The following is a 22,060-nucleotide window of genomic DNA, read 5'->3' on the forward strand; positions in this document are numbered from 1 at the left end:
AGAAGGTCGAGGGCTCCCGGATGGCCAATCTGAACGATCACATAGGCAGGCCAATCGTCGCCGTCACCGGCATCGGCGTGGTGACCTCGCTTGGCGTCGGCAAGGCCGACAATTGGGCAGCGCTGACTTCCGGCAAATCGGGCATCCACCCGATCACCCGCTTTCCGGTCGACCATCTCAACACCCGCATCTCCGGCACCGTCGACTTCCTGGCGTCGAGTTCGAAGGGTGCCAGCCCCCTCACCTATGAGCTTGCCGAAACCGCCGCGCACGAGGCCGTGGCCGAAGCCGGTCTCAATTCCAGTGACTTCGGTGGTCCTCTGTTCCTTGCTTCGCCACCGGTCGAACTCGACTGGCACGAACGCTTCTCGCTCTACAATTCCGACAAAAAGGATGCCGGCGCCGAAAGGCTGCTGCGGGTGGCGCGCGGGCTGAAGGTGACAGACATTTTCGAGACCACGCAATTCGGTTCGATCGCCGACCGGCTCGCCGACCGCTTCGGCACGCGCGGCCTGCCGATCACGCTGTCGACCGCTTGTGCCTCCGGCGCCACCGCCATCCAGCTCGGCGTCGAGGCGATCCGCCGCGGCGAATGCGACCGGGCGCTGTCGATCGGCGCCGACGGTTCGGCGACCGCCGAGGCACTGATCCGTTTCTCGCTGCTGTCGGCGCTTTCCACCCACAACGACATCCCGGAAAAAGCATCAAAACCCTTCTCCAAGGATCGCGACGGCTTCGTGCTGGCCGAAGGCTCCGGCGCGCTCGTGCTGGAATCGCTGGAAGCAGCACTTGCCCGTGGAGCGACTGTTCTAGGCATTCTGCGCGGCTGTGGCGAAAAGGCCGACGACTTCCACCGCACCCGCTCCAAGCCGGACGGTTCGCCGGCGATCGCCGCGGTTCGTGCCGCCCTTGCCGATGCCGGCCTGAGCAAAGACGAGATCGACTACGTCAACGCCCATGGCACCTCGACGCCGGAAAACGACAAGATGGAGCACCTGTCGCTGTCGACGGTGTTCGGCGAGCGGATCGGCTCGATGCCGGTCTCGTCGAACAAATCGATGATCGGCCACACGCTGTCGGCGGCCGGTGCTGTCGAGGCGGCGTTCTCGCTGATGACGATGCGCGAAAGCGTCATTCCGCCGACCATCAACTATGACAATCCTGACCCGGCGATCGTGCTCGACGTGGTGCCGAACAAGAAGCGCAACGCCGAGGTCCGCAGTGTTCTGTCGAACTCCTTCGGCTTCGGCGGCCAGAACACTTGCCTTGTCATGGCGCGGGAACCGGTCTAAGCGACCTTTTTCCGCCAATCAGAACCGACAGGCTCCATGCGCGCACTGCAACTTATCGAGGACCGCCGTCTTGAGACGGTGGACCTGCCGCCTCCTCCGCCGCCGGCACTCGGCGAAGTCACACTGCGCATAAAGGCGGTGGCGCTGAACCACATCGACGTCTGGGGCTGGCGCGGCATGGCCTTCGCCAAGCGCAAGCTGCCGCTGGTCGTCGGCGCGGAAGCCTCCGGCGAGGTCGAGGCGGTCGGTCCCGGCGTTTCCAGTCTCTTGCCCGGACAGTTGGTGTCGATCTACGGCGCGCGCACCTGCGGCCTTTGCCGTGCCTGCCGCGAAGGCCGCGACAATCTCTGCGAACATGTTTCGGGCGTTCACGGCTTCCATCTCGACGGCTTCGCGCAGGAGAAGATCAACCTGCCGGCGCGCCTGCTGGTCCCCGCCCCGCCCGGCGTGACCGATATCGGCGCTGCGGTGGCGCCAGTCACCTTCGGCACCGTCGAGCACATGCTGTTCGACAACGCCAGGCTGCAGCCCGGCGAGACCATCCTTGTCCATGCCGGCGGCTCCGGCATCGGCTCGGCGGCCATCCAGCTGGCGAAGCGGATGGGCTGCACGATCATCACCACGGTCGGCTCGAACGACAAGATCGACAAGGCCAAAGCGCTCGGCGCCGACCATGTCATCAACTATCGCGACGACCGCTTCGAAGGCGTCGTGCGCAAGCTGACCAAGAAGAAGGGCGTCGATGTCGTCTTCGAACATGTCGGCGCCGACACCTTTGCCGGCTCGATGCTGTGCCTGAAGCGCGGCGGTCGCCTGGTAACCTGTGGCTCGACCTCGGGCGTGTCGACGCAGATCAATTTGATGCAGCTGTTCCAGCAGCAGTTGAAACTGCTCGGTTCCTTCGGCTGCCGCATGGAGAACATGGCCAACGCCATGCAAAAAATGGCGGCGGGACAGGTCGCACCGGTCATCGACACCGAAGTCGGCTTCGGCGATATCGATGCCGCGCTGAAGCGCATGGAAGGCCGCGACGTGTTCGGCAAGATCATCCTGCGCGTCACATAGAGCCTTGACCTCAGTGTTCAAGAAGTTTCGCCGGGATCTCAAATTTCGTTATGGCAGGCAGCTGCGCCAGTTGAACTACTGGCTGGTTGCGCGTGCGGCGATGCTGATCATCTCGGTCCTGCGCCTGCTACCGGCTGACAGCGCGCTGAATTTCGCTGACCGCGTCGCACGCCGCGTCGGCCCCCGGGTGGGGCGCCATCAGGTCGCCGTCGACAATTTGCGCAAGGCCTATCCGGAAAAGAGCGAAGCCGAGATCCAGGCCATCGCCTCGGACATGTGGGGCAACATGGCCCGCCTCGCCGCCGAATACATCTTTCTCGACGCCCTGTTCGACTACGATCCCGCCGCCACCAGCCTGGGACGCGTCGAGGTCAAGGGGATAGAACACTTCATCGAGATCGCCGCCGAAAAGCAGCCGCACATCGTCTTCACCGGCCATCTCGGCAATTTCGAACTGCTGCCGGTGGCCGCGGCAACCTTCGGTATGAACATCACGGCGCTGTTTCGCCCGCCCAACAACCCCTACCTTGCCGACTACATCCTTTCGACGCGCCGCTCGACCATGGGCTCATTGCTGCCATCGATGGCCGGCGCTTCATTTGCGTTGGCCGGCGTCCTGGAGAACGGTGGCAACATCGGCGTCTTGGTCGACCAGAAATTCTCCAACGGCCTGGAGACGACATTCTTCGGCCGTCCCTGCCAGAGCAATCGCGTCCTGGGCACCCTTGCCCGTCACTACGACTGCGACGTCTATCCGGCGCGCTGCGTCAGGCTTCCGGGCAACCGCTTCCGGCTCGAGATCGAGGACAGGCTAATCTTGCCGCGCACCGCTGACGGCATCGTTGATGTCCACGCCACCACACAGCTTCTCAACGACGTAGTCGAGCGCTGGGTACGCGAAGATCCCGGCCAGTGGATGTGGTTCCATAAAAGGTGGGAGATCGGCGGCGGCCGGCGGGGAAAGCGGCCCACGCAGGCAAAAGCGCCAGTCGCTGGTGCCTGAGCCCATTGATTGGCTTACCGGTCCTGACATTCGTAGCTTTGTTGGTCAGGGAATCTTAAACGGCCGGGGTGCAAATATCTCAGCGATATTCATCGGCTGGACCCGTTGCATGGTTAGTCTCGAAACGCGTCGCCTGGACCGGGATAGCCTCGAGGACCGTTCGTTCGGCCGTTTTGGCAGGGCCTGGTCCTATATCCGCCAGCGGGGCTTGCTGGAGCCGATCAGGCTCGTTCGTCGGCATGGGTTCGGCGCAAGCGTTGGCTTTGTCCTGCGAAACGTCCGTTATATCGTCGCCGACCGCCTCGCGCGAAAATGGGATCGCCGGCACGATGTCGATACAGCTGGCTCGATCCAGCTCGCCGCGCTGGATGTCGTTGGCCCGCATCGCAGCAAGGGCAACGAAGCCGTATGCACCTCGCCCAAAACCTTTGATTTCATCATGAAGTCGCTGCCCCAGGATCTCCAGGGCCATACATTCATCGACATCGGCTCTGGGAAATCGCGAACGCTATTGCTGGCGTCGCGATATCCGTTTGCCGAGATCATCGGGGTGGAGTTCGCACGCGAGCTGGTCGAAATCGCCAGAAGCAACATAAAGCGCTTCCGGGATCCGTCGCAGAAATGCCGGGCACTCAGTGTCGTCGAGGCGGATGCGGCAGCTTACGAATTTCCCGATGCGCCCCTGGTGGTTTATTTCTACAATCCTTTTTCGAAGGACGTTTTCGACATCGTGCTGAAAAATCTCGTGTCGTCGCTCGAACGGCGCCCGCGGAACTGTTTCATCGTCTACGGAAGCTCAAGCCACCGCGCCATCGATTGGGCAAGGCCGGCAATCCGCGAAGCCGGCATTTTCGTGGAACTTTCCGTACCGCCGATGCCCGGTTTCCTCGACGCGATCCGAACCATCGACTACGCGGTCTTTCAGTTTCGCGCCGCGGCGTAGCCCTTGCCTCTGGCCTTGACGAAACGGGTGACGTTGCGCGCGGCGTAAGGCGTGCCGGCGGTGAAACGCATCAGCGGGCCAAAACTGCCGACGGCGCTCGCGCCAACGAAATGCAGGCCAGGAATGCTCGACTCGAATCCCGCGGAGAGCACCGGAGCGCCTTCCCGGCGCGTAATCGCGGCAAGCACATCGGGCGCGAACAGCCCCAGCCTGGCGATATCGATCTGGTAACCCGTGCCCAGCAGGACGTGATCGAAGGTAGCGGCATCCTTCTCGAACCGCAGTTCGATGGCATGGCCTTTGGCGGCTGCGCCAACAATCCTGCTGCCGGCATTGACTTTTATTCCGTCGAAGTCCGGCTTCAGCCAGCCTGACGCGCCGGCCCCAAGGCTGCGCGTGTTGAGCCCATCTCTGGCTGCCTCCGGAAACCGGTGCACAAAGCCTGGGACTTCGACCAGCCATGACAGTGGGAAGGGGCCGACCCTGGAGGGCGACGCAAGGCGCTCCGAAGCGAAGTCGCGCAAACTCCAGCTTTTGTTTCCCGACAGCGTTCGATACCCAAGCCAATGGATGTCGCCACGGCAGACAAGTTCGACATCCGCCCCGCTTCGCTTGAGCAGCACCGCGGATTCGCAGGCGCTCTGCCCGCGCCCGATGACGGCGACCCGCTTGCCGCGGAAGGCCTCGTAGCCGGCATGTTCGCTGGCATGGCTGACCAGTTCGGCGGGCAATCCATTGAAGACGGCGGGGATCATCTGCTGGTTCATCAGCCCGGTGGCAACGACGACACGCCGCGCATGGACGGCATCGCCATCGGCAAGAGCGAGGCGAAACCCTCCCTTCGCCGTCTCGATGCGGCTAACCCAGCGCGTATCCAGATCGGCAACCGTCTGGGCCTGTATCCACAGTCCATAGTCGATGAAGTTTTCGAGCAGCAGCGGTTCGCGCGGCGAGATTCCAAGAACCGCTGCGTAGGAATCTAGCGAGAGCGCACCTTTGGTCTGGCCGATATAGGTCGCATGCCAGGGTGAGCGCAGCCTCATGCCTCTTGGCATGTGGTCGCGCCAGAAGGACATCGCACCGCCAAGGGCAAGCGTTTCAATGCGCGCCGCCTTGAGCGCGGAAGCAACGGCCAGCCCGAACGGTCCGGCACCGATTACAGCCACCTCGCAATCGGTCCTGGGCATGGGAGCGGTCATGTCATGGTTCTCGTGGATCTCTGCAAGCCGGATCTCTGCCCGGAAACTTACTCAGTCACGTCGCCGTCCTAAACGTCCTTGAGTTAAGATTGCGGAAATAGACAGCGTTCTTCTACCTGACCGGCAGCTTATCCGGCATTGCCAGGCACTGATTTCACCGCATACGAAGTATCCGCCTCGTCAGCACTCTCCATGCAGTCAATGGTATGTCGATCAGGCCCGGCATCGGGTCGCTTGCCGTGAATGTCGCCCATGCCCGTACCGAGCCAAATGAGCGCAAATAGGCCCCCTTTGTCAGCCGGCCACTTGAGATCAACTTGCTGACGGCCACCATGTCCCGAACCAGATACATCCAGGACGTATTCGGCCGCGCCGAGACCGCCCCGACCTCGTGGCCCGACTTGATTGCCCAAAGCATGGCGCCGAGATCGACGCCCGCGGCAGCGGCAAGCCCAAACCATGTCCAGGGCCGCGGATTGACATCGAGTATCTTCAACGAGCCATCGCGGGGGTCGCGCTTGAATTCGACCTCCACCAGTCCGTGGTGTGCGATCGATCCAAGAAGCCGGCGCGCGGCGTCGATCAGTTGCGGTTCGTCGACGACCTCCGCGAAGGTGCTGGTATAGCCGAAATCGACCGGATATTGCCGGCTGCGACGGGCGGTAAACTCGGCCACCGGCGCGCCCCGGTTCCACAGCGCCGCGTAGGAAAACTGGCTTTCTCCTCCCCCCGGTATCATTTCCTGAACGACGACATTCTCGAAACCGATCTGTTCGGCGGCCCATTTATAGGCTGCCAGGAACGACGCCTGGTCGTTGGCGAGAATGGCTTTTGCGCGAGCAAAACGGCTGCGCCCGCCCATGTTCGGCTTCAGGATGACGGGAAAGCGAAGCGCGGCGGCCGTTGCCTGCTCCAGCGAAGTGAACTCGTAGGTCAGCGGAATGGCGAGTGCCAGTTCGCGGGCACGACGATACAGAAGCGGCTTCTCACAAACCCATTTCAGCTGCTGCCATGGTGGCAGCACCACGTCGAATACATCGGACAGTTGCTCGATGGCTTGCGACACAAAGCGAACTTCAGGGTCGCCGCCGGGAACCAGAAGAAAACCGTCCAACCCCTCGGTCTCAGCCAGCTTGAGCAGGAAGGCAACGGCGCCGTCATCCTCGGGGCCGGGCCACGTCATCTGCCGACGAGCGTAACGCGAAAAGCGGGGCAGAGGCGTGTCGGCGCTTATCAGCCAGACCGGCACTTTCTGCGCGCCAAGGCTCCTGGCCAGCGCCAGCGTCCCGTGCGCCCCACCAAGAATAACCACCCCGGCGGGCCGACTGGAAACACGATCGTCCATTTTTAGCTGGGAGAGCATCTGTCAATTCCGACAATCGGTACGCAGCGGCTAGACTTCCGGTTGCCGATTGACTGGCCTGCAAAAAAATAAGAGACGTCTAATATAGAAAACTGGTCGCCCAAGTGCTGCCGCTACCGGCGGAAAGTCTCATACCAATGCTTTCTACATAGTAATGAAAAATCGTCGCCGCTTAGAAAGAGGCCCCAGCAGTCGGCATTGACTATGCCAGGAATGTACGCGTTCCAACTTGCCGTTGGCTTCGGCGGCCAAAGCAATTCAGGAAAAATGCACGTAAAAACAAACAGTTGGGTCGGTTCAGCGACCCACCGACGTTGAACCGGCTAACACAGGACAAGACTGCGCCGCCATCCGGACGATGCCCGACGGCACTAGTTCGTCACGACAATCCGCGTGTTGCCGAAACCCACTTCCCGCACCATCGAATAGAAGGCTGCGGCGTTGGCCGTGTGCAGCCGCACGCAGCCATGCGATGCCGGTCTGCCGAGCTGCCTGACGGCGCCGGTTCCGTGGATGGCATAGCCACCACGGAAGAACACGGAATAAGGCATTGGCGACATATGGTATTTGCGCGAATACCACATCCGGGCCGTGCGTTGCGGCCGATAGGTGCCGCGCGGCGTGAAATAGCCGGGTCGCGCGGTGGACACGCTCCATCGATAAACCGAAAAGCCATATCTGACCGTCATCGTCTGCGACGACACGTCTATGCTTGCAACGAGGCTGGCTGCCCAACCCTGCCCCGCGGCACCGAACAGCATCGCGACAAACACGGCTGCCATGAGAACTGTCTTTTTCATGCGATCAAACCCCTTTGATTGCCCCTTACTTGCCTGCCATCACGTTGTTTTTCATCTTTTTAATGGCAGGTGAACGGATAGCACACACTCCTTGACCAATTCGCCAATCCAAAGCAGCGAATTTGATCGATTTCGCGCGATAGTTGCCGCAACGACACGCCGCACGGGCCTGATCACCAGCGGGCTTGCAAAATCGCAGATATCGCTGCTCAACTCGTCGCATGAACGAGCGACTCCTCAAGGCAATCGATGACCGGCGCGACGATGTCGTCGCGCTGACCGCTGACCTGATCCGTTTTCCGACCATCAACCCACCGGGCGAGGCCTACCGGCCATGCGCCGAATATCTCAGTGCGCGGCTGAAGAAGAGCGGCTTCGAGACCGAATTCATCCGCGCCGAAGGCACGCCCGGCGACACCGATCGCTACCCGCGTGTCAATGTCGTTGCCCGTTTCGACGGACGCTCGCTTGGCGCCTGCGTCCACTTCAACTCGCATATCGACGTTGTCGAAGCGGGCGAAGGCTGGACCGTCGATCCCTTTGCCGGCGTCGTCCGGGACGGCAAGGTCTACGGCCGTGGTGCCTGCGACATGAAGGGCGGTCTGGCCGCCTCGGTCATTGCCGCCGAAGCCTTCTTGGAGGTGTTTCCCGACTTTCCCGGCGCCATCGAAATATCGGGCACCGTCGACGAGGAGTCCGGCGGCTTCGGCGGCGTCGCCCATCTGGCCAGGCTCGGCTATTTCTCGAAACCCAGGGTCGACCACGTCATTATTCCCGAGCCGCTGAACAAGGACCGCATCTGCCTTGGTCATCGCGGCGTCTGGTGGGCGGAGATCGAAACCAAGGGCGAGATCGCGCATGGCTCGATGCCGTTTCTCGGCGACAATGCGGTACGCCATATGGGCGCCGTGCTGCAGGCCTTCGAGGATGAATTGTTCCCCGCGCTCGACCGCAAGATGACGCGCATGCCGGTCGTGCCCGAAGGCGCCAGGCGCTCGACCATGAACATCAACTCCATCCACGGTGGCCAGACCGAGGATTTCCGACCCGGCCTGCCCTCGCCCAACGTGCCCGATTCCTGCCGGCTGACCATCGACCGCCGCTTCCTGCTCGAGGAGGACCTCGGCACGGTCAAAGGTGAAGTGACCGGCATTCTCGACCGGCTGAAGCGCGAGCGGAAAAAATTCGACTACGAGATCCGCGACCTGATGGAAGTGCTGCCGCTGATGACCGAGCGCGACGCGCCCGTGGTCAAGGCGGTGGCGCAAGGCATCATGGCGATCTTCGACCGTGAACCGGACTATGTCATTTCGCCCGGCACCTACGACCAGAAGCACATTGCCCGCATCGGCCATATCTATGATTGCATCGCCTATGGCCCGGGCATTCTCGACCTCGCCCACCGCCCGGACGAATGGGTCGGAATATCGGACATGGTGGAATCGGCCAAGGTGATGGCGATCGGGCTCAACGTGCTGCTACGCGGCACAGCCTCGGGATAGCTCCGCATCACAACAAGCTTCGACCTGCCGGCAGGGCTGCCACGGCAAAAACATTCCCGGCCATCCTGCCGGGCAGAACGAAACGCAATTTACTCCGTGGCAAAATCACGCTTCTATCGCCCGGGTTTGAGCACGTGTCTGAAACGCATGGGGAGTTGCACGATGAGATTGTGGAAAACCATTCTGGCGGCGGCGGTGCTGTCGCTGGCCACTGGCACCTCGGCGTTTGCCGCGCGAACCGACCTGGTCATCGGCATTCCGCTCGAACCGCCGCATCTTGATCCGACCGCCGGTGCTGCCGCGGCCATCGATGAGGTTCTCTACGCCAATGTGTTCGAGGGCCTGACCCGCATCGGGCCGAATGGCGAGGTGCTGCCGGATCTGGCCGAAAGCTGGACCATTTCCGATGACGGCAAGGTCTACACCTTCAAGCTGCACACCAGCGTCAAATTCCACGACGGCACCGATTTCGACGCCAGCGACGTGAAATTCTCGCTGGACCGCGCCCGCGCCGACAACTCGGTCAATGCGCAGAAAGGCCTGTTCGCCGCCATCGAAACGGTCGACGTGGTCGACCCGGCAACGGTCAAGGTGACGTTGAAGAACCCTCAAGGCTCCTTCCTCTACAATATGGGCTGGGGCGACGCAGTGATCGTGGCGCCTGAATCGGCCGACACCAACAAGGAGAAGCCGATCGGCACCGGCCCGTTCAAATTCCAGAGCTGGGCCAAGGGATCGTCGATCACGCTGGTCAAATCGGACAATTACTGGGGCACGCCGGCGTCGCTCGACAAGGCCGAGTTCCGCATCGTGCCGGATGCCGCCGCCTATGTGCCGGCGCTGCTCTCGGGCGACATCCAGGCTTTCCCGTTCTTCGATGCCGACAGCGTCGCGCAGGTCAAGGACGACCCGCGCTTCAAGGTGGTGATCGGCGCAACCGAGGGCGAAACCATCCTGTCGATCAACAACAAGAAGCCGCCTTTCGACAAGCTGCAGGTGAGGCAGGCGATCTCCTATGCGCTCGACCGCAAGGCGATCATCGACGGCGCCTCGGCCGGCCTCGGAGTGCCGATCGGCTCGCACATGTCACCGGCCAACAAGGACTATCTCGACCTCACCGGCCGCTATCCGCATGATGTCGCCAAGGCCAAGGAACTGCTGAAGGAAGCGGGACTGGAGAACGGCTTCAAGGCGACGCTGAAATTGCCGCCGCCCTCTTACGCGCGGCTCGGCGGCGAGATCATCGCCTCGGAACTTCGCGACGTCGGCATCGATCTCGAGATCATCCCGGTCGAATGGGCGCAGTGGCTGGATCAGGTGTTCACCAAGAAGGATTACGACCTGACCATCGTCTCGCACACCGAGCCCAACGACATCGATATCTATTCGCGCAAGGATTATTACTTCAACTACGACAATCCGGCCTTCGACAAGGTGATTGCCGATCTGAACCTCACCTCCGACGAGGCCAAGCGCAAGGAATTGCTGGGACAGGCACAGAAGATCCTGGCCGATGATGCCGTGGTCGGCTTCCTCTTCGAACTGCCCAAGGTCGGCGTCTGGGATGCCAAGCTGCAAGGGTTATGGGAAAACGCGCCGATCCAGGCCAATGACCTGACCAAGGTGAAGTGGAGCGAGTGAGGCTGTTGGCCAAAAGGCGACGCTTGCGCTCCTTCGCGCCCCAGCGACAGTGTGGGCGCTCGATCTCTTCAGTTCACCTTCCATGACCGCCTATCTCCTCAAGCGCCTTGCCATCGCCGTCGCCACACTGGTGCTGGCATCCATGGTGGTGTTCGCCGTGCTGGAGATCCTGCCCGGTGATCCGGCCCGGCTGATGCTGGGCATGAACGCCAGCGCCGACCAGGTCGAGCTGTTGCGCAACCAGTTGGGCCTCAACGCGCCGCTGCCTTGGCGCTATCTGCATTGGACCGGCGGCCTGCTCAGCCTCGATTTCGGCCGCTCCTACACCTATTCGGTGCCGGTCATCGATCTGGTGCGCGAGCGGCTGGCCGTCTCCCTGCCGCTGGCGCTGATTGCGCTGGCACTCTCCACCGTCATCGCCATTCCGGTCGGCCTGTATTCCGCCAGCCGTCGCGGACGGGCCGGCGACACGGTGGCGATGGGCGCCGCTCAGCTTGGCGTCGCTGTCCCCAATTTCTGGTTCGCGCTGATGCTGATCTATGTCTTCGCCGTCTGGCTGCGGCTGGTTCCCGCCGGCGGCTTTCCCGGCTGGAGCGCCGGCGTCTGGCCGGCGCTGAAATCGCTGCTGCTGCCGGCAGTGGCGCTTGCCTTGCCGCAGGCCGCGATCCTGGCGCGCGTCACCCGCTCGGCGCTGATCGAGGTGCTGAACGAGGACTATATCCGCACCGCCCGCGCCAAGGGCTTGCCCTACCGCGCCGTGTTGTGGCGGCACGCGCTGCGCAACGCCATGATTCCGGTGCTGACCATTCTTGGCCTGCAGTTCGCCTTCCTGCTTGCCGGCACCATCATTATCGAGAATGTCTTTTATCTGCCCGGCCTAGGCCGGCTGGTGTTCCAGGCGATCACCCAGCGCGACCTGATCGTCGTCGAAAGCGTCGTCATGCTGCTGGTCGCCGCCGTCATAGCCGTCAACCTCCTCGTCGATCTCTCCTATGCGGTCGTCGATCCGCGCCTTAAGAGCCGGCAATGACGCTGCACATCGACATCCCCGAGGAGACGTTCGGCAGCATCCTGGCCAAGGCGTTCAGGAATACCGCTTTCGTTGCCGGCTTCGTCATCACCTTGCTGATCCTGGCGATGGCGATCGTCTCCTACGCCTGGACACCCTACGACGTCACGAAACTGGTGATCGCCGACAAGACGCAAGCCCCCTCGCTGGCGCATTGGTTCGGCACCGATCATTTCGGCCGCGACATCCTGTCGATGGTCATGGTCGGCGCCCGCAATTCGATTGCCGTGGCGCTGGTCGCGGTCGGCATCGGCATGGGGATCGGCGTGCCGCTCGGCGCCTTTGCCGCGGCCCGCGGCGGCCTCGTTGACGAGGCGCTGATGCGGCTGAACGACCTCGTCTTCGCCTTCCCTGCTCTGCTGTCGGCCATCATGATCACCGCCATCTTCGGGCCGGGCGCCGTCAATGCCATCATCGCCATCGGCATCTTCAACATTCCGGTGTTTGCGCGCGTCGCCCGCGCCGGCGCGCTGGCGATCTGGCCGCGCGAGTTCATTCTTGCCGCGCGCGCCGCCGGCAAGAGCAGCACGCAGATCAGCATCGAACATGTGCTGCCCAACATTGCCACGCTGCTCCTGGTGCAAGGCACCATCCAGTTCGCGCTGGGCATCCTGGCCGAAGCCGGGCTTTCCTATCTGGGTCTGGGCGCGCAGCCGCCAATGCCGAGCTGGGGCCGCATGCTGTTCGACGCGCAGACCCGCATGGTGGTGGCGCCATGGATGGCGATCTTTCCCGGCATGGCGATCGTCGTCACCGTGCTTGGGCTCAACCTCCTGGGCGATGGCATCGCCGACATCCTCGATCCGAAATCGCGGCGGCAGAGATGAGCCTGCTCGACATCGAGAACCTGTCGCTGACCATCGGCGACACGCAGATCCTCACAGGCATGGGGCTTTCCGTCGCGCCCGGCGAAGTGATGGGGCTGGTCGGCGAATCCGGTTCGGGCAAGTCGATGACCGCGCTGACGGTGATGCAGCTTCTGCCTCATGCCGCGCGCGCCACCGGGCGCGTCTCGTTCGACGGCATCGACATCCTCGCGGCAACCGAGGACCAGATGTGCGCGCTGCGCGGCGACGACATCGGCATGGTGTTCCAGGAGCCGATGACGGCGCTCAATCCGGTCAAGACCATCGGCGAACAGGTCGCCGAAGGCATACGCTGGCACACCAGGGCAAGCCGCGCCGAGGCCGAGGAGCGGGCGCGAAAAATGCTCGACCGCGTCGGCCTGCCCTCTGCAAAATTCCCACTGTCGCGCTATCCACACGAACTGTCCGGCGGCCAGCGTCAGCGCGTCGTCATCGCCATCGCCTGTGCGTTGAAGCCGAAGCTGCTGATTGCCGACGAGCCGACGACGGCGCTCGACGTGGTGCTGCAGGCGCAGATCCTTGACCTGTTGCGCGACCTCGTCGCGGAGAGCCGCATGGGCCTGCTCCTGATCTCGCACGACCTCGCGGTGGTGACCGAGATGGCCGACCGCATCACCATCCTGCGCCGTGGCGAGGTGATGGAAGCCGGAGACACGGCGCGCACGCTGTCCGAACAGCTCCACCCCTACACGCGCCAGCTGGCGCAGGCCTCGATGCATGTGCCGGCGCGCACCAGGCCGCATGGCGTTGGATCGGGCCAACCCCTGCTCCAGGTCGAGGGCGTGACCCGCGACTATCACGGCCGGCGCACTTCGCTGTTCAAGCGCGCGCCAGCGATCCGCGCCGTCGATGACGTGTCCCTGTCGATGGCGCCGGGCCAGTCAGTGGCGTTGGTTGGCCGCTCCGGCTGCGGCAAGTCAACGCTCGCCCGCATGATCCTGGCGTTGGACCGACCGAGCTCGGGCACGATCCGGTTTCGCGGCGAGACCATCACCGGCAAGAGCGAAGCGGAACTGAAGCCTGCCCGACGTGACATGCAGGTCGTCTTCCAGGATCCTTACGGCTCCTTCGACCCGCGCCAGAAGGTCGAAAAACTGGTCGCCGAACCCCTGCATGTGCTGGACAAGAAGCCGACGCGCGCCGAGCGCCGCGAGATGGTTGCGCATGCGCTGCACGAAGTCGGCCTCGACCAGCGCGACATGGACAAATATCCGCATGAGTTTTCCGGTGGCCAGCGCCAGCGCCTGTCGATCGCCCGCGCCATCATCACCCGCCCCAAGCTGGTCGTCGCCGACGAGCCGGTCTCGGCGCTCGACGTCTCGATCCGCGCGCAGATCCTCGACCTGTTTGCCGAGCTCAACCAAAAACTCGGCATCGCCTATCTCTTCATCACCCACGACCTAACCGTCGCCCGCGCCATCACGGACGAGGTGCTGGTCATGCATGACGGCAAGATTGTCGAGCGCGGCAAGACGAACGAAGTGCTGGATCACCCGCAATCCGAGGCGGCCAAGGCGCTGGTCACGGCTGCCCCGGACCTGCACCGGGCAATCACCCGGCGGATGCAGGAACAAGGTTAGAGCGTCTCAGAGACTGTTTCGAAATTCGCTCTGGCGAGTCATATGGTGGTTGTTTCGGGGTCGCGGAGCGACGAGCGCAGCGGACATTTGGGTCCGTGAGCACCGGAAGCGCAGAAAACGCCGCTAGATGGCCACCGGAGTAGAATTTCCAAACAGTCTCTTAGATCATCTGGAATTTTCCGGTGGTCTTGAACCGGAGATAGGCGTCGATGCTGCGCGCCATGTTGGGCAGCATCGACGGCAAGCCGTCGGGCGTGAACCAGCCGACGGCACTGCTCTCGTCATCGGTGACTGCCGGTTCGCCTTCAAAGGAGCGCGTGTAGAACATCAGCGCGAAAAACTGGGCGCGATCGCCATTCGGAAACTGGAAGGTTTCATAGTGCGGGTCACAGCCGAACCCGAACGGCTCGACATCGCTGACGATCAACCCGGTTTCCTCGAGTACCTCCCGGATCACCACGGTCTCCAGGCCCTCGCCTTCCTCGGCATTGCCGCCTGGCAGGCCCCACAAGCCAAAATCGGTTCGTTTCTGCAACAGGATGCAGCCGTCGGCGCGTTCAATGACGATGCGAGCGCCCGGCATCAGCACCAGGCGATCACCGATCAGCGCCCGCAATTGTCCCAGATAGCTATCGGCAAAGCTCACACAAACGATCCCTCAGCGCCGGCGATTGGTTCTGCCATGCAGCGCCTCAGCCTCCCGGCTTGACCACGTCGACCGGACTGATGTCGAGCAGGTCGAGCGTGCGGCGAAGCAGCCGCACCTCGCTCTCGGCCAGTTGCGAATCCGCCTTGGCGATCTCCGCCATATGGCGGGCCAGTTGCCGGCGCCGCTCAATGTCGAGGTCGCGGAACAGCGCAATCGCCTGCGAGCCGTTGGTTTCGTAGCCGAACTCGTTGAGATATTCGATGACGCTGTCGATGCTGGTTTCGGCAATGCCGAAGGCTTCCTTGCAGATGCGCCGGAAGGCAACCATCTCGCTCTCGCTGACCGACCCGTCGGCCAGGATCATACGGAAGAGCATCAGAAGTTCCGCCGACAAGACCGGATCGTCCGCCACCTTGCGCACGCCCGGGTCGCCGTCGAAGATCGAGCGTATCTGGTCCAGCAATGCGAATGCCATCAGGAGCCTCTTTCCGATTCAGATGCGACGCGGTTGGAATAGGTAGCGCGGAATCGGCCTTGCGCAAACAGGGCGGTCGTGGTCGAACGCCCGATATCTCAGCCCACCGGACATTTCCATACATCAGATGATCGATCTCACCACCCAGACCGTCGCCATGCTGGCGTTCGCCGGCTTTGCCGCGGGCTTTGTCGACTCGATCGCCGGCGGCGGCGGCTTGATCACCATCCCGGCGCTGCTGCTTGCCGGGTTCTCGCCGGTCGAAGCGCTTGGAACCAACAAGCTGCAAGGCATGTTCGGCTCCGGGTCGGCGACCATCCACTATGCCTCAAAGGGCCATGTCGACCTGCGACGGCAATTGCCGTCGGCGCTGCTCGCGCTTGCCGGAAGTGCTGTCGGTGCGTTGCTGGCGACGATCGTTCCAGGCGATCTCCTGCGCGCCCTCCTGCCCCTGGTGTTGATCGCCATCGCGCTCTACTTCGCGCTCAAGCCCAACATGAACGATGTTGACCGGGCCGAACGCCTGTCGCCATTCCTGTTCGGAGTGACCCTGGTGCCCGCCATCGGCTTTTATGATGGCTTGTTTGGACCCGGCGCCGGCTCCTTCTACATGCTGGCCTTCGTCGCACTTGCCGGTTACGGCGTGCTCAAGGCGACGGCGCATACCAAGCTGCTCAATTTCGCCTCCAACATCGGCGGCTTCATCGTCTTCGCCGCCGTCGGCGTCGTCTACTGGAAGATCGGCCTGATGATGGGCGTTGCCCAGTTCCTCGGCGCCCGCGTCGGCGCCAGCCTGGCCATGCGCATCGGCGCAAGACTGATCAAGCCATTGCTGGTGATCGTCTGCCTGGCGCTGGCCGTGAAGCTCCTGGCCGACCCGGCGAACCCGCTGCGCGTCATGATTGGTGTGTGATCACGCGCCCTGATAGAATGCCGCTGTTCGAATCATGTTGGAGGGAACCAGACATGAATCTTAGCGCACCCACCCAGATCGTTTTTATCATTTCCGTTGTTATCGCCATCATCGGCGTTCTCGCCGCGCTTGGCGTTCTTGCGTTCATTCCACTCGCATCGGTGTGGATCGTTCTTATTGCCTTCATCGTGCTTGCCGGCGGCTGCTTGATGCGCGGCGCCTGACACGTTTCCCTTGAAGTGGGGATCAGGAGCGCCCGGCCAAAAGCCGGGCGCTTTTGATTCTGGTCTGGGGTCTGCTAGATTTCTCTCCGCGGAAGGATGGCAAATGCCAGTTGAGATGCAACGCCGGAAGGAACAGGACCACTCCATCGCCGGGCGGTTCGAGATGCGCCGGCGTCTTCCCAATGCTCCACTTGAAGGCATCGTCACCGACATTTGCGGCTATCGCGAAACGGCGCCGGGCCATTTCCACAATGTCGAATATGCATCGCTGACCGTGCCGCTGGTGATCAGCTTTGCCGAACCCTTCGCCATCGGGCTCGGCAAGGCGCCGGGCGACAATGACCGCTTCGCCAGTTTCGCTGCCGGCCTTTATGCCGGGCCGGTGGTGATTGAGTCCTTCGGTGGCGCCTGCTGCGTCCAGGTCAACTTCACGCCGCTCGGCGCACGCCGGTTCTTCCGCCAGCCGATGAGCGAACTGACCGACAGCATGGTCGTCCTCGATGACGTGCTCGGCGCAGAAGGCATGGCACTGCGTGAACGGCTTGGCAACGCGCCGGACTGGACGGTGCGTTTCGATCTTGCCGAAGCCTTCGTCGCCGCCCGTATCGAGAATGCCGCCGAAACGCTGCTCGAAATCGCCTGGGCCTATGACCGCATCATCACGTCTGGTGGCCGGACCCGCATCTCATCGCTTGCCGAAAGACTGGGCTGGAGCCGCAAACATCTCGCCAGCGGCTTTTCCGATGCGATCGGTATCGGTCCCAAGACGCTGTCGCGCATCGTGCGCTTCAACCGGGCGCTTGGCCTGTCGAGGCAGCAGGCAGCCGACTGGGCGGATATCGCCGCCGATTGCGGCTATGCCGACCAGGCGCATCTGGTGCGCGAGTTCCGCGACCTTGCCGGCGAGACGCCGACCGCACTTTCGGTCAGGTAACATTTCTTCAAGACGGTGGAACGGCCTTCGACCAAATAGGGATATCGACCAACCCAACTGAAGGAGTTCCCATGCCCACCACCACGGAAGCGCCCCGCCTCTACCCCGCTTTGCGCTACAAGAACGCGGCAAAAATGATCGACTGGCTGTGCGATGCCTTCGGCTTCAGCGTTCGAGCCCGCTATGGCGAAGGCGATGTCGTGCATCATGCCGAACTGGTTTTCGGCTCTTCCATGATCATGCTGGGCACGGTGCGCGACGACGACTACGGCAAGATGGTCGGCGAGCCCGGCTCGGGCGGCGGCAAGTCGATCTACATTGCCGTCGACGATGCCGATGCCGCCTATGCCAAAGCCAGGAAGGCCGGCGCCACGATCATCCAGGAATTGACCAACCGCGACTATGGCAGCCGCGAGTTCATTTGCCGCGATCCGGAAGGCAGTGTCTGGTCGTTCGGCACCTACTGGCCGAAGGCCGGCGAAAAGGCATAGGCAAGGTCTAGCGCGCCAAAGCAAAAATCGCGTCGCAGTCGAGGTGGGTTTCCAGCTCGGCTGCGACCTCGTCCAGCGCCCGCTCGACCTCGGCCCGATAGTCGCTGCCGCCGCCCTTGATGCCGAGACTTTCAAGGAATTTCCCGCGAAAGCTGTCGGCGCCGAACAGGCCATGCATATAGGTGCCGATCACCTTGCCGTCGGCGGAGACAGCGCCATCCTCGACGCCATTGATGATTGCCGACGGTCGCATCGTGTCCGGTCCGGTGGTGCGGCCGAGATGGATTTCGTAACCCTCAAGCGGCAGGTCGAATTGTACCGAGCGCGCGCTGACATTGCGCACCGTCTTTTCCGGTTCCATGACCGTTTCGACGTCGAGCAGGCCGAGCCCTTCGGCCTCGGTGACGCTGCCTTCGATGCCGTCGGGATCGCGTACCGTGCGGCCAAGCATCTGGAAGCCGCCGCAAATGCCGACGACATGACCGCCCCGCTTGCGGTGGGCAAGAAGGTCCCGGTCCCAACGGTTCTCGCGGAATTTCAAGAGATCACCGATCGTCGACTTGGAGCCGGGAATGACCACCAGTCCGGCATCGGCCGGCAGCGGCTTTCCCGGTGGCACGAACACCACCTCGACCCGCGGCTCGGCCTTGAGCGGATCGAGATCGTCGAAATTGGCGATGCGGCCAAGCATCGGCACGGCCACCTTCAGGGCGCGCGGATCGCCGGAAGCCAGCCGCTCCAGCACCACCGAATCCTCTGACGGCAAGCGTGCTGCCGCCTTCAGCCACGGCACGACGCCAAAACAGCGCCAGCCGGTGAATCTTTCGATCGATTTTATGCCATCATCGAACAGCGAGACGTCGCCGCGAAACTTGTTGATGAGGTAGCCGACGATCATGCGCCGGTCCTCTTCCGGCAGGATCAGATGCGTACCGGCCACCGAGGCGATGACGCCGCCGCGATCGATGTCGCCGACCAGCACCACCGGCACGTCGGCGCGCGTCGCAAAGCCCATATTGGCGATGTCGCGGCTGCGGAGGTTGATCTCGGCCGGCGAGCCGGCGCCCTCGACGATGACCAGGTCGGCGCCCTCGCCGACCTTGTCCCATGAGTCCAGCACGGCGTCCATCAGCCGGCCCTTGAGCGCCTGATAGTCGCGCGCCCGCGCTTCGCCAAACACCTTGCCCTGCACGATGACCTGAGCGCCGACATCGGTCTGCGGCTTAAGCAGCACCGGGTTCATGTGGACCGATGGCGCCACACCGCAAGCGATCGCTTGCAGCCATTGCGCACGGCCGATCTCGCCGCCGCCGGCATTGTTGTCGCCGGGAATGTCGGCCACGGCGGCATTGTTCGACATGTTCTGCGGCTTGAATGGCCGCACCTTAAGCCCGCGCTTTTTTGCTGCCCGGCAGAGGCCTGCGACCAGCACCGTCTTGCCGACATCCGAGCCCGTGCCTTGCAGCATGATCGCCTTGGCCATCAGCCCCTGCCCTGCGCCACGGTTCCGGTGATGTTCGATTTCTGCGCCAGCGGCCCGCCGCGCCAGATGAAAAGCGCCAGCAATGGCTCTTCGGCCGTTCGCATGGCGTGGTTGACGTTGGAAGCGTGGTGGACGACCTCGCCGGCCGCGCGCCGGCGAAAGCCGCCCTCACCCATGCGCCATTCGGTCCCGCCGGTCAGCGGAATGTAGATTTCCTCGGCAACGTGATGATGGTCCGGATAGACGATATTGGGGCCAAGGATCAGCAGGCCAGCAGCGACCTCTTCATTGGCGAAGTGGCCACGCGTGCCGAACACCTCCAGCCAGCCATAATTGTCGATGAACGTCTTGCCGAAATCCGCCTCGCTATAGGTCTGCCCCCAGCGGAGGTCATTCCGACGCTCCGCAAGCAATCGCACCAGCGGCTTCGCATCCGGCGGCGCCAATTCGGCGGCGCGATCGAGGTGGCGCAGGCACCCAAGTGGATATGGCTCCAGCGCGCGGGCTGGCATGTCCCAGGCGATCCGCGCCGAGGCGTCGCGCACCAGGGCGTCATCCACGGAAGCGAGATAGGCGTGGAACCGTCCCAGCAGTTCATCGAATTTTGTCGTCACATCTCGCTCCGGACATGCATTGGTGCACAGCCGCTCCCCAAATGGCCGGTTGACGGGGTTGGGTTGCGCGGCGGCATCATTGGTCTAGATTGGTGCGCGCGCAAAGCCAAAAACAACAGGCCAGCGGGCTTAAGGTGTGTTGAGATTCAGGTCAGGTCGAGCCGAAAACGGCGGTTTTCGAGAACCGGAGCGGAGCGTACTTAGAGTACGTGAGCACCGGAAGCGCAGGAAACGGACGTTTGCAGGCCGGCATCACCTGAATATCAACATAACTTAGCTGGCCAACACATAGGGAGCACGCCATGGACGCCGCGGTCGATGCGAGCACCAGCCAGTTCGAACTCAATGAGGAGCAGCGCGCCATCCAGGAGATGGCGCAGGCCTTCGCCGCCGACCGCGTCGCGCCGAATGCGCTCGATTGGGACCGCAGGAAACACTTCCCCGCCGACGTGATCCGCGAGACCGGGCCGCTCGGCCTCGGCGGCATCTATATCCGAGACGATGTCGGCGGCTCCGCGCTCGGCCGGCTCGACGCTGTGCTGATCTTCGAGGCGCTCTCGCACGCCGATCCGGCCTTTTCGTCGTTCATCTCGATCCACAACATGGTCGCCTCGATGATCGACCGTTTCGGCAATGACGAGCAGCGCCAGCGCTTTCTGCCGAAACTCACGTCGATGGAATGGCTGGCGAGCTACTGCCTGACAGAACCGGGCTCCGGGTCGGATGCAGCGGCGCTGAAGACTCGCGCGGTGAAGAGCGGCGGCGACTATGTCCTGAACGGCACCAAGCAGTTCATCTCGGGCGCCGGCGACAGCGATGTCTACGCCGTCATGGTGCGCACTGGCGCCGACGGGCCGAAAGGCATTTCCACCGTCGTCGTGCCCAAGGACGCGCCCGGCCTCTCCTTCGGCGCCAACGAGCACAAGATGGGTTGGCACATGCAGTCGACCCGCCAGGTCATTTTCGAGGACTGCAAGGTGCCGGCGGAAAACCTGCTGTCGGGCGAAGGCGCCGGCTTCGGCATCGCCATGGCGGGGCTCGACGGCGGCCGGCTGAACATCGCCGCCTGCTCGCTGGGCGGCGCGCAATCGGCGCTCGACAAGGCACTGTCCTACACCGCCGAGCGCAAGGCTTTCGGCTCCAAGATCAACCAGTTCCAGGCGCTGCAGTTCAGGCTGGCCGACATGGAGACCGAGCTGCAGGCGGCGCGAATCTTCCTCTATGCCGCCGCCTCGAAACTCGACCGCAAGGCGCCGGATGCCGGCAAATGGTCGGCGATGGCCAAGCGCTTCGTCACCGATACCGGTTTCAATGTCGCCAACGACGCGCTGCAGCTGCTCGGCGGCTATGGTTACCTGCACGACTACGGCATCGAGAAGCTGGTGCGGGACCTGCGCGTGCACCAGATCCTCGAAGGCACCAACGAGATCATGCGCGTCATCATCGCGCGGGCGTTGGTTGGACGGCAGTAGGCAGTAGGCAGTGGGCAGTGGGCAGTGGGCAGTAGGCAGTAGGCAGTAGGCAGTAGGCAGTAGGCAGTAGGCAGTAGGCAAAAGATGACCGGCAAGATCGATTCGTACAAGGATCTCATTGTATGGCAGCAGGCGATGGATCTGGCTGTCGCCACCTATTCGTTGACCAAGGCGTGGCCAAAGGAAGAATTGTATGGGTTGACCAGCCAAATCCGCCGTTCAGCGACCTCTATCCCTGCAAACATCGCCGAAGGTTATGGCCGAGACAACAGAGGCTCTTATCAGCAATTTCTCCGGATCGCCCAAGGCTCACTGAAGGAGTTCGAGACACACCTTCAGATCGCCGAACGCATTGGCCTTTCCACGCATGATCAAGCTGATCACTTGCTGACATCGACCGAGGGCATCGGCAAAATGCTTCGCCAACTCATTCTCAGACTTACGCCAGAATAGACACCCCTACTGCCTACTGCCTACTGCCT

General features: G+C 62.8%; 22 protein-coding genes. 15 read left to right on the forward strand and 7 right to left on the reverse strand.

The features are described from left to right. Nucleotides 1-20 precede the first annotated feature (20 nt). Genes ACFFNA_RS01115 through ACFFNA_RS01130 form a run of 4 tightly spaced genes read left to right on the forward strand, consistent with a single transcriptional unit; the run spans nt 21 to nt 4,303 of the window. Nucleotides 21-1,292 carry a beta-ketoacyl-ACP synthase gene (locus ACFFNA_RS01115; protein ID WP_378914955.1) on the forward strand — a complete coding sequence of 424 codons (1,272 nt, stop codon included), beginning with the start codon at nt 21-23 and terminating at the stop codon, nt 1,290-1,292. 36 nt (nt 1,293-1,328) lie between these two features. After that, nucleotides 1,329-2,357 carry a zinc-binding dehydrogenase gene (locus ACFFNA_RS01120; protein ID WP_378914957.1) on the forward strand — a complete coding sequence of 343 codons (1,029 nt, stop codon included), beginning with the start codon at nt 1,329-1,331 and terminating at the stop codon, nt 2,355-2,357. A gap of 13 nt (nt 2,358-2,370) precedes the next feature. Beyond that, nucleotides 2,371-3,360, forward strand: coding sequence for a lipid A biosynthesis lauroyl acyltransferase (locus tag ACFFNA_RS01125; RefSeq protein ID WP_378915615.1), 990 nt, complete (start codon nt 2,371-2,373; stop codon nt 3,358-3,360). Continuing rightward, a complete protein-coding gene (locus ACFFNA_RS01130) occupies nt 3,353-4,303 on the forward strand; it encodes a class I SAM-dependent methyltransferase (protein WP_378914959.1) in 951 nt (316 codons plus the stop codon). Before ACFFNA_RS01125 ends, ACFFNA_RS01130 begins: the two co-directional genes overlap by 8 nt. On the opposite strand, the gene ACFFNA_RS01135 is transcribed toward ACFFNA_RS01130, so the two are convergent. From ACFFNA_RS01135 to ACFFNA_RS01145, 3 genes are all read right to left on the reverse strand, one after another. Continuing rightward, on the reverse strand, nt 4,282-5,502 hold the full coding sequence (locus tag ACFFNA_RS01135; RefSeq protein ID WP_378914961.1) for an NAD(P)-binding domain-containing protein: 1,221 nt from the start codon (nt 5,500-5,502) through the stop codon (nt 4,282-4,284). The genes ACFFNA_RS01130 and ACFFNA_RS01135 overlap by 22 nt on opposite strands. A gap of 154 nt (nt 5,503-5,656) precedes the next feature. Beyond that, complete coding sequence (locus tag ACFFNA_RS01140) at nt 5,657-6,865, reverse strand: carboxylate--amine ligase (RefSeq protein ID WP_378914963.1); 1,209 nt, start codon at nt 6,863-6,865, stop codon at nt 5,657-5,659. A 371-nt stretch (nt 6,866-7,236) separates the two neighbouring features. Beyond that, on the reverse strand, nt 7,237-7,665 hold the full coding sequence (locus tag ACFFNA_RS01145; protein ID WP_111547450.1) for a L,D-transpeptidase: 429 nt from the start codon (nt 7,663-7,665) through the stop codon (nt 7,237-7,239). Nucleotides 7,666-7,886: 221 nt separating this feature from the next. Between ACFFNA_RS01145 and ACFFNA_RS01150 the strand changes: the two genes are divergently transcribed. From ACFFNA_RS01150 to ACFFNA_RS01170, 5 genes are all read left to right on the forward strand, one after another. Then, nucleotides 7,887-9,167 carry an acetylornithine deacetylase/succinyl-diaminopimelate desuccinylase family protein gene (locus ACFFNA_RS01150; protein ID WP_378914965.1) on the forward strand — a complete coding sequence of 427 codons (1,281 nt, stop codon included), beginning with the start codon at nt 7,887-7,889 and terminating at the stop codon, nt 9,165-9,167. A gap of 162 nt (nt 9,168-9,329) precedes the next feature. Next, entirely contained in the window at nt 9,330-10,808 is a 1,479-nt protein-coding gene (locus ACFFNA_RS01155; protein ID WP_378914967.1) for an ABC transporter substrate-binding protein, read from the forward strand. Nucleotides 10,809-10,890: 82 nt separating this feature from the next. Beyond that, nucleotides 10,891-11,838, forward strand: a complete 948-nt coding sequence (locus tag ACFFNA_RS01160) for an ABC transporter permease (protein WP_378914969.1) — start codon at nt 10,891-10,893, stop codon at nt 11,836-11,838. Next, on the forward strand, nt 11,835-12,704 hold the full coding sequence (locus tag ACFFNA_RS01165) for an ABC transporter permease (protein WP_378914970.1): 870 nt from the start codon (nt 11,835-11,837) through the stop codon (nt 12,702-12,704). The genes ACFFNA_RS01160 and ACFFNA_RS01165 overlap by 4 nt, the downstream gene beginning before the upstream one ends. Next, nucleotides 12,701-14,323 (forward strand): ABC transporter ATP-binding protein, encoded by a 1,623-nt coding sequence (locus ACFFNA_RS01170; protein WP_378914972.1) that lies wholly within the window; start codon nt 12,701-12,703, stop codon nt 14,321-14,323. The genes ACFFNA_RS01165 and ACFFNA_RS01170 overlap by 4 nt, the downstream gene beginning before the upstream one ends. Before the next feature lie 160 nt (nt 14,324-14,483). Here ACFFNA_RS01170 and ACFFNA_RS01175 read toward each other — a convergent pair whose 3' ends face one another. Beyond that, nucleotides 14,484-14,969, reverse strand: a complete 486-nt coding sequence (locus ACFFNA_RS01175; RefSeq protein WP_378914974.1) for an NUDIX domain-containing protein — start codon at nt 14,967-14,969, stop codon at nt 14,484-14,486. A gap of 46 nt (nt 14,970-15,015) precedes the next feature. Continuing rightward, nucleotides 15,016-15,447, reverse strand: a complete 432-nt coding sequence (locus ACFFNA_RS01180; RefSeq protein WP_111547457.1) for a TerB family tellurite resistance protein — start codon at nt 15,445-15,447, stop codon at nt 15,016-15,018. A gap of 127 nt (nt 15,448-15,574) precedes the next feature. Between ACFFNA_RS01180 and ACFFNA_RS01185 the strand changes: the two genes are divergently transcribed. The 4 genes from ACFFNA_RS01185 (at nt 15,575) to ACFFNA_RS01200 (ending at nt 18,009) form a co-directional block, all read left to right on the forward strand. Continuing rightward, the gene (locus tag ACFFNA_RS01185; RefSeq protein ID WP_111547458.1) at nt 15,575-16,360 is read left to right on the forward strand and encodes a TSUP family transporter; all 786 of its coding nucleotides are present in this window, start codon (nt 15,575-15,577) and stop codon (nt 16,358-16,360) included. A gap of 53 nt (nt 16,361-16,413) precedes the next feature. Continuing rightward, nucleotides 16,414-16,584 (forward strand): hypothetical protein, encoded by a 171-nt coding sequence (locus tag ACFFNA_RS01190; protein WP_023812274.1) that lies wholly within the window; start codon nt 16,414-16,416, stop codon nt 16,582-16,584. A gap of 103 nt (nt 16,585-16,687) precedes the next feature. Further along, a complete protein-coding gene (locus ACFFNA_RS01195) occupies nt 16,688-17,518 on the forward strand; it encodes a helix-turn-helix transcriptional regulator (RefSeq protein ID WP_111547459.1) in 831 nt (276 codons plus the stop codon). A 71-nt stretch (nt 17,519-17,589) separates the two neighbouring features. After that, nucleotides 17,590-18,009: a VOC family protein gene (locus tag ACFFNA_RS01200; protein ID WP_111547460.1), complete on the forward strand. Its 420-nt coding sequence runs from the start codon at nt 17,590-17,592 to the stop codon at nt 18,007-18,009. Between the two features lie 7 nt (nt 18,010-18,016). On the opposite strand, the gene ACFFNA_RS01205 is transcribed toward ACFFNA_RS01200, so the two are convergent. Next, a complete protein-coding gene (locus tag ACFFNA_RS01205; protein ID WP_378914978.1) occupies nt 18,017-19,492 on the reverse strand; it encodes a cobyric acid synthase in 1,476 nt (491 codons plus the stop codon). Next, on the reverse strand, nt 19,492-20,106 hold the full coding sequence (locus tag ACFFNA_RS01210) for a dimethylsulfonioproprionate lyase family protein (protein ID WP_111547462.1): 615 nt from the start codon (nt 20,104-20,106) through the stop codon (nt 19,492-19,494). The genes ACFFNA_RS01205 and ACFFNA_RS01210 overlap by 1 nt, the downstream gene beginning before the upstream one ends. Nucleotides 20,107-20,408: 302 nt before the next feature. On the opposite strand from ACFFNA_RS01210, the gene ACFFNA_RS01215 reads away from it, so the two are divergent. Together ACFFNA_RS01215 and ACFFNA_RS01220 are read left to right on the forward strand one after the other, a co-directional pair. After that, on the forward strand, nt 20,409-21,578 hold the full coding sequence (locus ACFFNA_RS01215; RefSeq protein WP_378914979.1) for an isobutyryl-CoA dehydrogenase: 1,170 nt from the start codon (nt 20,409-20,411) through the stop codon (nt 21,576-21,578). Between the two features lie 84 nt (nt 21,579-21,662). After that, entirely contained in the window at nt 21,663-22,031 is a 369-nt protein-coding gene (locus ACFFNA_RS01220) for a four helix bundle protein (protein WP_111547464.1), read from the forward strand. Nucleotides 22,032-22,060 lie beyond the last annotated feature (29 nt).

The organism is Mesorhizobium kowhaii (assembly GCF_042431665.1).
Classification (GTDB): Bacteria; Pseudomonadota; Alphaproteobacteria; order Rhizobiales; family Rhizobiaceae; genus Mesorhizobium; species Mesorhizobium kowhaii.